The organism is Aquimarina sp., assembly GCF_977115655.1.
In genome coordinates this window covers 35555-48120 of the sequence record NZ_CDSBKO010000045.1, presented here as the reverse complement: position 1 = coordinate 48120, position 12566 = coordinate 35555, and the positions used below count along the sequence as shown (strand labels likewise).

Sequence of the window (12566 nt, the reverse complement as noted above, 5' to 3'; positions counted from 1 at the left end):
AGAACGTATTCTTTTTGGAAATTCGCATAGGAGCTTTCTAAAGTAGCCTATGTTTTTAATTGCCATATATTCATGAACCCCTGCTTATGTTTTTTTTATAAAAAAGACTTCGGTGTCCGAAAATGAAACTTTTAACTTGTAATATTGCACAACAAACGGACGTTTTTTGTCTTAACCCAACATAAAAACTAACTTTTATGAAAAATATAAGGACAACCCAAAAGCCAAAAAAAAGGAGGCTGCCAAAACATAGTAAAAATACAGGCTAACCACAATTTTACCCAAAAAAACAAGGCTATTTGTTAAAATTTATAGTAAATGAATATACAGGAATCAGAAACCTTAATTTTATAAGGGAAGAAATGACAAATTCTATTATAAACTTATAAGTAAAAGTCAAACATTTTTTGGGTAACAAAAAACAATAACAGGAACTGAATTTTATAAAGAATACGATTGTTTTTTTGATTTGTGTTGCTTTTAAATTGGATTATTATACTCTGTATGAATAATGCTTTTAAAGAAAAACAATGATTTTTCATAAGAAAGCGAAAAAAAGTATAGAAATATAGCAAAGAGATATATACATAATTATATTCAGTAATTTTTGAAATATAAAAATAGCATCAGAGTACGAAGAGATAATCATAAAGAGCAAGAAAACAGCTATTTATTGTATATGAATTATGTTTAGGGATTTTGTGCTCAAATTTCACTGAAAATAGGGGGGTGAAAAAAAATGATGATATCTAATTTTACAAATGATCAAAAAATGTTGTTGTTTAAAAGAAACGACTGTACTGTCTTTTGATAAAGTTGGTTTTGAGAGGGATGAATTACTAATTACAGTACAATCATAGCTCAAAACTTTAAGAACTCATCTTGACTTTTTGTTTTTAACCGAAAATGAGTTGAAATTTGACCAGATGAGGCACTTTTTGAAAGCCATAGCAGCGCTACGGGTAAGAAAAGTAACGAAATATGGGTAAATTTCAGCCATTTTTTTAGGAAATAGAAAAAGTCAAGATGAGTTCTAAGATTAAATTATGTATATGAAACTAAAAGTTTGATAAATAATTCATTGATTTTATTGTATTGGGATAAGTAAAAGGGTGTTATGATTTTTTTAAGTAAAAATTAAGAATTTTTACATCAAATACATTAGTTGTTGTTAATTAGCTGTTTACAGTGTTTTTAAATGAGTTTTAGTGTATAAACCTCAGTAATATTGTGGTTAAACCGTATGTATATTTAAGTGATATCTATTAAGTTTGTTACATATTTACCCCACCTGTATAAAGTAACGGTTTTAATAGATTATTAAATGCTAAATAAATATACATATAAACTTATTTTTTGTCTTTGGTATATGTTATAAAAATCAAGAGCGAATACTTTCTTGAGCATTTTTAATTAATCAATTACACACTGTATTTATATGAATTTTGTTCAGTTTAATTTTGTTAAAAAAAGAAAACAAAAATTGTTTGTCTAGGTTAAGAAACGTATCAAGTATGTTGATTACATATAAATACTTTTTGGATCTGAATAGATTTTTATTGTAGCATATATCAAGGAATAATCTATAAGAAATAGGAAAAATAATTACCAAATCAAATAAAAATAATAATTCGAACATTAAAAATAATATAAAACAAAAAACTTTAAAATATGTCTATGTATAACTATGGAATAGGTGGTAACGAAGTAAAAGTAGATGCGGGAGAATCTATTGCAGATATCCCAGCAAACAAAACTTTGTTAATTCAAAAATTAACAAACGAAGCCCCGGTTACGCCAGAAGCTGTTTATGGTCTTCAGACCGTAGAACAGGTATTTGAAAAATTTGCTCCAAATGTAGAAGTCGAATTTCAGGACGAACAAGGAACAGATGTAAAAGAAAAAGTAAGCTTTAAAAACCTTGGGGATTTTGGATCTAAATCTATTAAAAAAAACAGTGAATTTTTGAGTAAGCTGGATATAGAAAAAGAACAGAATACCAAAATTGTTCGTCAACTTACCTCTAACAAAGGATTGAAAAAAGCTTTGGAAAACCCAGAAACCAGAGCCGCTATTGTTCAAGTATTAGAAGAATCTCTAAAAGAGATTGAAAATGCAAAAACTAAATAATAGATAAGATATTCATAAACCGACAATATATTATTATGGCAATACAAGCAAAAGAAAACAAAGCAGTTTCAACACAAGAAAAACAAGTTCAAAAAGGTAGCCCTTCGGTAGATGCGTTAGCAGAATATGGAGGGTTTTCTTTTTTAGAGAATATAATAGATGGTTTCTCTAACCTTAATCCTAAAAGAAAGGCAAGAAGAAACATCTTTCTTACCGATGAGCAATGGGAAACAGAAAGAAAAAATTTATCCAATAGATTAAACGTTTGGATTGGTCTGCTAAATAGCGGAAAAGATACCGAAGGGATGCGTGATATTGCAAAAGATCGTGCAGAAAAAGCAGATACGACTTTAAATGTAAACCTAAAAAAGGCATTAAAAGCTACAGAAGAGCTGGAGAGATCATACAGGTCTATGGCACTTTTTTATAAAAATACAGAATCTGATAAAGTAAAAAATGTAACTATACTTAATGCAGATTTGGACCAATTAAAAGACTTGGATAATACTCTGTTTATAGATTATGTAGCAAATGAGTTAAAACAAAACTTTGATCGTCTGGATCTTAGAAGTAATTATGGAATATTAAATGTCCCTGGATATTTAGGATCTAATGCTGTTTTGGATAAATGGTCAAAAATAGCTTATGATAATAAAACTGTTTTGGTAACAGATTTTCAGGATTTAGAATCCCCAGACGATGTAGTAGATATTTTCTTTAATGCAAACCATACAGGAGGAGACGTTTTTAAATCAAACACTCTAATGGCTTGTAACTGGTTATTGGGAAGAAAAAAAGACGATATGGTAGGTGAAGAAGACAACCTGTACGTTCCTCCATCCTCTGCACTAGCCGGAAAAATATACAGTACTTTGATGTCCCAGGTAGTTGCCGGTAAAAAATTTGGTGGGATTAATGAAGTAGAAAGCGTGCGTTTTGATCTTAAAAAGAGCGAAATCTCAGAGCTGGAAAAAATGGGATTAGTACCAATGGTTAACGAATACAGTAAAGTTATGGCATTCTCTGCCAAAACATTATTCAACGGGGATAATTTGGGACTACAAACATACTCTGTAGTAAGAGTATTTGATCATATAACCAAAGTACTTTTTGATTTCTTGAACAGAAGAGCCTTTGAAAACTGGACAACACGTACAGAAGCAGATTTAAGAAGCCAAATCGTTAAGTTTTTGGATGGCATACAAGGACCTTCTAAACTTATCGAAAGATTTCAGGTAATGAAAATAGAACAAGATAAAAACCAAAAAGACAGAGTACTGTTGGATATACATATTACACCATATTTCCCTGCAAAAAGCTTTGTAATTCAGTTAGACGGGCATAAAGGAGATGGTCCGGAAAATGCAGAATGGCATAGCGAATATAAACAACAGTAATATTAAGATTACTATTTATTTGCATTTATCCCCATATAGCGAAGTCAATGTATGTTCAATATAATCATTTGTTTATTGGCTTCGCTTAAAAAAATAGGATAACAGTTTTTTCAAAAACTGTATTTCGCTTTTTGTGGTGAAATTAAAGAAATAGTAAATATTACTGGTTTTAAGTGGTTTTTAGAAATTTGTGTTATCTAAAACAATAATAAATTATACCAAATTATTGTTTTATTTCCCAAGTTTTTTAAGACCACATTATTTATGCTTCTTAGGATATTAAAACCCTCTTTTTATTTTAAAAATGAACGAACTATGAGCACTAAAATACAAAGCAGATGAAGTATATAAAGTTACCCGTAGATTTTTCCGGAATGTTACACGGAAAAACGCAAAAAAGATGCTCGGTAGAAGAATCTATAGCTCAATATATTATGATGCAAATAACCAGTAGATATGGTGAAGTTGCAGGAAGAAACGATTTTGGATCCGATATATGGGAGCTCGAATTTAATCAACTGGTTAAAATTTATGAATGGGAAGAGCGGGTAAGAATATCACTTTTGGAATCGATCATTAAATATGAAACCAGACTTACAGATATAAAAGTGCAAGTAAATCTAAGTGAGATCGATACAGATATGGATTCTAAAAAATACTCCGAAGTAAGAAGAAAAGCAGTAATAAGTGTTTCTGGAAACATTGTACAGACCGGAGTAGCATTTAACTTTAATACATCCTTGTACGTAAGCCCTTTATCCCAATAAACAATGAGTTTTGTCGAGTTTATATAAAAATTGTTTTTGTAACATGTAATAGATTCATAAAAAACTCAATAATAACCTAAAGGTATGGTTGATAATAATTATAAAAAAATTAAAGAACGTATGAAAATGCGTTCTATGGAATTGTGGGGAATAGAAAGCACTCAAAAAGTCGATCCGGTTATTGAGATGTTTTTAGACGTATTCTCTTATGAATTATCAAAAATATATCAGGAAGTAAAAATATCAGACGCCAGACTTCTGGAAAGAATATCAAAAATATTAGTCAGCGAAAACTGGTCGCTTCCTACACCATCACATGCACTACTAAGTGTACAACCGTCTGAGCAGGTTGGAGAAATAGAAAAAACTACCCAGGTATATTTTCAAAAAATAGTCAAAGGAGAATTAAACGATATATTTTTTACTCCAATCGAAAAACAAGAACTATTAAAAGCAAAAGTTTATTGCACCGCCTGGGAGCGACAATTGGCTTTTGAAACAGATAAAGGGTTTAAACACATTATAAACTCTTATAAAGAAAACCAAGTGCCAGATTATACCATTTGGGTGGGTATAGATATCGACCAATCTTTGCTGGAAGAAATAAACAAAATACCAATATGCATCCTGTTAAGAGACTCTAATCTTAACCCATATCTTAAAATGAGCAAAGTACAGGATTTTGAAGGTAATGATTTAAGGCTATATCAGGAACAAGAAGATATAAATACAAATAAAGAACATTACTATACCACTATACAAAGATATTATCGGGATTATTTATATACAATAGATCTTAGCAATAGCACTAAAAAAAGAGATAAATTAACAAGTAGGTGTGGCAAAATATTCAATCAGGAAGAAATAGAAGAATATGATAAAGAACTTTTTTGGTTGCAAATATCATTTTCGGTGGCTTTTACAAAAGAAGAACTCGACAAGATTACTATTTCTACAAACACATTTCCGGTAGTTAACAGAAAAAGATCATATAAGCAACATAATATCAAAAGAAACGGGAAGATCGTTTCCCTTTATTTTAGCGACAAAGAATATTTCTTGAATGTAGAATCCCTTATAGATAATGAAGGAAAAATTTATAAGAGCGCATTAAAAAATGATATAAACAATATGGAAGGTTCTTTTTCTTCCTATTTTGGGGATATAGAGCAGTTTGATGAGCGCAATGCAAAAGCTGTTTTAAATGATGTAATACAAACAGTTAGAGAAGAAGGAAGTTCGTTTTCTGCTGTAGGATACGACTTATTAAACGCATATCTCGAAGATCTTAATGATAAATTAGACAATCTGGAACGTAAAGTAAACTTCAGATACAAAGATGTAAGTGATAATAGCGATAAAGTCTATTTGCAAACTATTCCGTATAAAACATCAGACATATACGAGTGTGTTTATTGGACCGCAAATGCAGGGTTAGCTAATGATATAAAACAAGGAACCTTGCTCAACCAATATCAAACCATCGAGCTGCAAGCAGATAGTGTACGATTACAAACAGATACCGTTGGGGGAATAGTAAAAAAAGGGGCAAAAGAAAAAATAAGCAGTTTTAGATATGGACTACTATCCAAGGATAGGATAGTATCCAATGAAGATATCAAAGAGTTTGTATGTATGATATTAGGAAATGTAGTTAAAAACGTTTCTGTAAAATCAGGGGTAGGAATATCTGTACATAAAAAACAGGGATTGGTAAGAACCATTAATGTAGAGGTTATGTTAAGTGAAAGCGAAAATTTAAACAACGAAAACAAAAAACGACTGGGGCATTACTTGCAATTAGAATTAGAAAACAAATCTGTACACAGTACCCCTTATCGTGTAAACATAATATAATTAGTAATGATCGAAAATAATTTTAGTCCAAGTTTAGTATCTGCAGTACGATTAGCAAAATCGTTTGCCACAAAAGATAGACATACGACTTATGGAGTAGCACATTTGGCACTAGCATTACTATACGAACCCACAGGAGTAAGCGACATATTATCCAGTATGGGTAAAGATGTGGATTACCTGCAAGAATGGTTCGAAATGCGAAAAGAAATATACGAATCCCAAGATCCCGATGCTACAGAACCTGTGCCAGATGATGAGGTAGATAAAGTATTCGAAGAATCAGAGCGGTCAAAACTAAAATTAGGAACCGATTATATAGACGGGGTTTGTGTATTTACAGCAATTATAAGAAAAGGAGTTGTATACAGTAACAAGCAATTAGAAACCATTTCGGTAACAGAAGAAGAATTTTATAAAATATACGATTCTCCTATTTTTTCCTCAAAAAACTTAACCGATAGCGAGCATGCAGAACTAGTAGGGTCAATACCCTATTGTACAAATCTTATTACCCAAAAAAATATAGACGAAGGTACTCTGATTTTGGGTCGGGACAAAGAAATGAGAAGCATTCTGGAAAGTCTCGAACGACAAGAAAACAGAGGTATTTTGTTGGTAGGGGATTCTGGGGTAGGCAAAACAGGTATTATCAAAGGCTTAATTAAACATATCGCAGAATCAGAAAACTCTTTAGTTTCCGAAAAACAAATAATAGGGCTTAATGCATCCAAACTATTGGCAAATAGCGCAAACGAGAGCGATGTTGCCAAAAAGTTAAGCGATATTTTTGATAAAATTGAAAAAGTAGAGAACTGCCTTTTAATTATCGATGATATACAAGTTCTTACCGAAGGAGCTCAGGGAGGATCAGGAGCAGTAACCAATTTAATATCTGCAGAACTTAATGATGGATCTATTAATTTGATTGCCACCATCAATCCCGATGCTTACAGAAAAACGATAGAAAAACATTCTATAAACCGTAAGCTCGAAGTTATTAAGCTTGAAGAGCTGGAAAAAACAGTATTGCTTAAATGCTTGGATAACCACAGATACAAGCTCACCGCATATTATCAATTAAAAATAGCCGAAGAAGCCATTACAGAATCAGTACAATACTCCAAACGGTATTTTAAAGAAAACAAGCTTCCTTATGGAGCAATAGAGCTGTTAGACAGAACACTGGCATCCGTGCATACCAGTAATGCCAATTCTTTAAAAGAAATAGAAGCATTACAAGCACAGTTAAAAGCAGTAGCCCCGGGAGAAAAAGATTCGGTATCCAACCTGTATTTCTTGTATCGCTTAATAACCGACAGGATTAGCCCGATAGTGTTAAACAATATCTCGACCAAATATGATATCCTTACCATAGAAAAAGAAGAAGAACTCGTTCAAAAACTAGAAGAATACCTTACAGAAGCAAAAAAAATAGCACAACAGCCTGTTAAAGAAATCACAGCACATGAGATTTCGGCTATGGTAGCAAGCATAACAGGGATTCCTATAGGAAAAATACAAGCAGAAGAAAAAGAAAGACTTCTTAATATTGAAGAACGCCTGCAAGCAAGAGTAAAAGGGCAGGATCATGCCATTACTACATTATCTGATGCCATTATAGAATCCAGAAGCGGATTAAGTAACCCCAAACAACCAATAGGATCATTTTTCTTTTTAGGACCAACAGGAACCGGAAAAACAGAACTTACAAAATCTTTGGCAGAATTACTTTTTGATGATGAAAGTGCCATGATTCGCTTTGATATGTCAGAGTTTAAAGAAGAACACTCTGCAGCACTTTTATATGGGGCACCTCCCGGATATGTAGGGTATGAAGAAGGAGGGATGCTGGTAAATAAAATTAGAGAAAAACCATATTCGATCATACTATTTGATGAGATCGAAAAAGCACACAGCTCGGTATACGATGTGTTTTTACAAATTATGGACGAAGGACATATTCATGATAAACTGGGGCGCGAAGGAGATTTTTCCAACGCCATCATTATATTTACCTCTAATATTGGCAGCCAATGGATTGCAGAGCAGTTTGGCGAGCAAAAAATACCATCTTCTAATCAATTGATCGAAGTAATGAGCGATCATTTCAGACCAGAATTTTTGGGTAGGATTACAGAGGTAGTGCCTTTTGCCCCAATTAATGAACAAGTAGCACAAATGATCTTTGTGTTGCAATTCCAAAACCTGCAACAGCAATTAAAACAACAAAAAAATATAACCCTTAATTTATCTGAAGAGGCGTTAAAACATCTATCTAATAAAGGATATTCAAAAACCTATGGAGCCAGACCAATATCGGGAGTGATCCGTACCTATCTTAAAAAAGCAATATCCAGAATGATAGTATCAGAAAGTGTGGTTTCTGGCGATGTGGTATTGGTAGATTATAAAGACGAAAGTTTAATCTGGGAAAAACAATAACAGATGGCAGTAGACCTGGATGACATAAAAAAAAGTGAAATTACCAGTTTTGTAGCAGAAGTGTTCTATGAAGAACTTATGTTTATTCTGGGGGATGCAAAAGATCGCAACGTATGGATAAAAAACCATGGTATGAACAGCAGGGCATTCTCCAAAGATGTGCTGGATTTAAGTAGTTATGATCCCTTAAGTATGTCCCCTAAGGCAGATACGGTATTTATTCATTTAAGCCGTAACAGTATCTATCATCAATTACCAGAAATATTATTTCACCCATTGGTAATCAGCACTCCCTCTATGAGCAATAAAGAGATTGTAGATGCCATACGCGAAAATCGAAAAAAAGAAGAAGAAAATATCCATTTCTTTATTCCTTTTGATACCTTTTTGTTTGAAGAAAAATTAAAACTATCCAATAGGCACCTTAATATTTTTACCGATGATTATGCCAAACAAAACCTTTTTACATTTGCAAATGCGATCATCAAAAAAGACATCCCTTTACAAAAAGAGCAGCTATATAAACTGTTTCTCAATCTATGTAATGCAGAGCAATTAAAAGAAAATTTACCAGAGTTACAAGAACTGTTGCGATCTGTATTAGGATTTGATGTCGTATTAGAGTACAGGCCATGTGTATTAAAACAAAGCCCTTTTATGTCTTTGGGCGATGGGGTACTGGGGTATGATATAGGTACCCAGGGACCAGTTGTTAGCGAGCAGGATGATATTTATGCAATAATGCAGCTAGAAGAGCATCAGGACTATAAAACATTACAAAAAAACAAAAGCATTATTAAAAAAATATTAGAATTTTTTACTTTTTCTAATAGAGAAATTATGGTACAGCATAAAATTTTATACACCACAGGATTTCAATTAGGAACAAACTATCTGGGGTATGATACCATACTCGAAAACACCAGTGCAAAAGTAGAGAACGTTAAAGAACAACAAATTTTAGCACCAAGTATTTAAAATATATATATACCTACAACCAATGAATGTATTATTACTTTTTTTTCTAAAATACTTACTGGCACCACTAATAATGATTGTGGCAGTAGTAGTATTAAATACCCTGGCAAAAGGAAAAGCAGTACTAAAAATGAAAAAACTAATCATTTTTGTTCTGCTACTGGCCATAATCCTGGCACTGCCAAGTTTACTGGGGTTTCTTAAATACGAATTTATCTGGGGCGGCTTGGTCATTTCGATTTGTGGTTATCTGGGCATGGGGTTTTTGTTTAATTGGTTTTCTACCAGTAAGATCTTTAACAGTATAGGATTTAAAGAAAACAGGTGGTTAATTATACTAGCCTTGTTTATAGCCATCATACTCGCCTCGTGGATTTACTACTTTGTGTTTTCGTGGGCAAATAAGCTAGGATATGAACTCTGGGCAATGCTAACCATATTATGGTTTCTGGTGCCACCATTTTATGTATTTTCCAGAAGCATGTATTTAAAAATACCAAGTCCGTTTTATAAACTATGGATGGTGAATAACGAGATTAATGACGAGGAGTATTGGAACAATGTAGACACCTTTAGGCTAATGCAGGTAACCGTAAAAATAAAACGATCCCCGCAGGAAAGACATTACGCTTCCTTTTCTGTAAAATTACCCGAAGATGTAACCCTGGGCAGGTGGTTTAATCGATTTATAGACGATCAAAACATACGGTTTCCTAACAATGTGATCAAGCTGGAAGATGATAATGGTCCCTATGGCTGGATATTATACACCAATAAGTGGTTACCAATGCCCATTTTTACCAGAATGCTCGATTTTGATGGGGATGTAAACCAAAATAAAATAAAAAACAAAACTATTCTATATGTACGTCGTGTTTCTAAAAACAAAGAAGGCGACACAGAAATAACAGAAGAGTAATATGGGATATATAGCAAAATTAAAAGTCTTTGGTCGCGAGTGGGAAGTACAAAACGCAGAAGTAGTATACCACCGCTTTATGAACCCAAAAACAGGACGCGCAGGAGAACAACCAATGGGAGGCTTCATATACCTAACTCTATTATCCGGGTATGACGATGAGGCATTAGTATGGTGGATGCTCCATAGTGAAGAAGGAGAACTCTGTAAGTTGACCCAAGGAGAACTATCTTTTTATAAAGATTCTTTTGATACCCCGGTACAGTTTGCCTATAGTTTTAACGATGCCGCATTGGTACAATACAAAGAAACGTTTTCTAATCAAGGAGAAACCCCAATGACCATAAATTTAATTATCTCTCCTGCCATACAACAATTTAGGGGGCAAACCTATATAAAACCATGGCAAGAAAACTGGGTAAAATCCATAGAACAACTACCATACCAAGCAAAAGAAGAAAGTGTTGAGCCAGAAATTGTACAGGTAGATTGGGTAGATGAGGATAAACAAAACATTACAGAGATTATATACGCAAAAAAAGCAAGTATACAAGCCCAGTTAAAAAACACTAAGGGAGGAGACGTAAAGGTTACCATCACTAAAAAAGATGGCTCAGAATTCGAGAAAAACAAAAAAGAATTAACCTTTTCTAAAACCGCAACCGATGGATTGGTAGAATTCCTTGTTTTTGAAATAAAAGAAGTATGGCTGGATTTTAAAAATAAAGATATAGACGAACTTATTGCCAGGGTAGAGTATAATGAGGTACACAAAAAAAGTAATTATTTAGAGATTATACCACCGCCAGAAGTCGTAGTGGATTTTAGACCAAACAAAGACTATGATGGGGAGTATGGGTTTGATTATATGCGGGATAAATCAGAAAAAAAAGACCTGTTGACCTACAAGGATATTTTGGGGGCCAATAAAAAGGTAAGCGGCTCTAATGTCTTTACCAAATACGCAACAGATACTAAGTATACCGATTTAAAAGATAACCAATACACTACCATTACCCTACCGTGGTATAAAGATAAAAAAGGAAAAGAGATAGAATATCTGCAAAGTTGGCTGGCGATCTATCCCGGGCAAAAAGTAACCCTAAGCCTGCAATTAGAAACGATAGCCAACCCCAAAAAACAAGATCTGACCCTAGAGTACGATACCAACCTGTTTAAAATCAATACCGATACCATCCCTGCGCAATCCAAGGGCAAAAAACGATTAAAAGATCATGTAGAGATCGAATGTTTAAAAGAATTTGCCACCGATCAAACCATTAAGGTCATGTGCCAAAAAAGACAACTGGGGCAGTTAATGGTATTAAAAAATGATAAAACCAATCGGTATAAAGCAGATGTGGTATTGGTAACAGTAAAAACAAATTTAAAAAATACAGGAAAGGGAAAAACTGGTAATACAAAAAACACTTCTGGGAAATGTGAAGATGAGATCATTATCAAATACTTAAAACAAGCTTTAGTAGATGCTAAAATAGAAGAAACATTTTTGGATATGACTGCTTTAGATCCGGTAACCAAAAAATTGAAATATCCAGATTTTAATAAAGATTATATTTTAAAAGATCCGGTAACAAGGAAAAATTTACTTAATAAGGTTCATAATACCACTGGAGATAAACTTGTTACTCATATGGAAACTGTATTTAACAAGAAACACTCTGAGCATACAAACGCATATAAGGTTTTTTTCTTTGGGGATACAGGGGGACGATATGATACTAAAAATAAAAAAGTTATTAAGCTAGGAGGCTATGCTAAAAAAAATCCTAGTAAAGCAGTAGCAGTGTTTTCTGGTAAAAACAACGCAACTGTGGTACACGAGTTATTACATGCAATGAGTCTGCACCATACTTTTGATAACAACGCTACGTATGGCTATAAAAAAGGAGAAACATATAATATTATGGATTACTCTCACTTATCACAATATGGTAGTAAAAAACGAAATATGATCTGGTTCTGGCAGTGGAAACGATTATGGAAAACTCTTAAATAATGAATTATGTATAGACTTATTATTTTAATATTTATTCTTATTATAACTTCTTG

8 protein-coding genes are annotated in these 12566 nt (G+C 33.0%); all 8 read left to right on the top strand.

From position 1 onward, the window contains the following. Positions 1-1671 precede the first annotated feature (1671 nt). A complete protein-coding gene (locus ACZIYX_RS17185; RefSeq protein ID WP_462683485.1) occupies positions 1672-2130 on the top strand; it encodes a hypothetical protein in 459 nt (152 codons plus the stop codon). A 35-nt stretch (positions 2131-2165) separates the two neighbouring features. Beyond that, complete coding sequence (locus ACZIYX_RS17180; protein ID WP_462683484.1) at positions 2166-3527, top strand: DUF5458 family protein; 1362 nt, start codon at positions 2166-2168, stop codon at positions 3525-3527. A 338-nt stretch (positions 3528-3865) separates the two neighbouring features. Then, on the top strand, positions 3866-4294 hold the full coding sequence (locus ACZIYX_RS17175; protein ID WP_462683483.1) for a GPW/gp25 family protein: 429 nt from the start codon (positions 3866-3868) through the stop codon (positions 4292-4294). A gap of 84 nt (positions 4295-4378) precedes the next feature. Further along, positions 4379-6151, top strand: coding sequence for a hypothetical protein (locus tag ACZIYX_RS17170; RefSeq protein ID WP_462683482.1), 1773 nt, complete (start codon positions 4379-4381; stop codon positions 6149-6151). A gap of 6 nt (positions 6152-6157) precedes the next feature. Further along, the gene (locus ACZIYX_RS17165) at positions 6158-8596 is read left to right on the top strand and encodes an AAA family ATPase (RefSeq protein ID WP_462683481.1); all 2439 of its coding nucleotides are present in this window, start codon (positions 6158-6160) and stop codon (positions 8594-8596) included. Positions 8597-8599: 3 nt separating this feature from the next. Beyond that, the gene (locus ACZIYX_RS17160) at positions 8600-9574 is read left to right on the top strand and encodes a hypothetical protein (protein WP_462683480.1); all 975 of its coding nucleotides are present in this window, start codon (positions 8600-8602) and stop codon (positions 9572-9574) included. A 22-nt stretch (positions 9575-9596) separates the two neighbouring features. Further along, positions 9597-10493: a TssN family type VI secretion system protein gene (locus ACZIYX_RS17155; protein WP_462683479.1), complete on the top strand. Its 897-nt coding sequence runs from the start codon at positions 9597-9599 to the stop codon at positions 10491-10493. Between the two features lies 1 nt (position 10494). Next, the gene (gene tssD / locus ACZIYX_RS17150) at positions 10495-12513 is read left to right on the top strand and encodes a type VI secretion system tube protein TssD (RefSeq protein WP_462683478.1); all 2019 of its coding nucleotides are present in this window, start codon (positions 10495-10497) and stop codon (positions 12511-12513) included. Positions 12514-12566 lie beyond the last annotated feature (53 nt).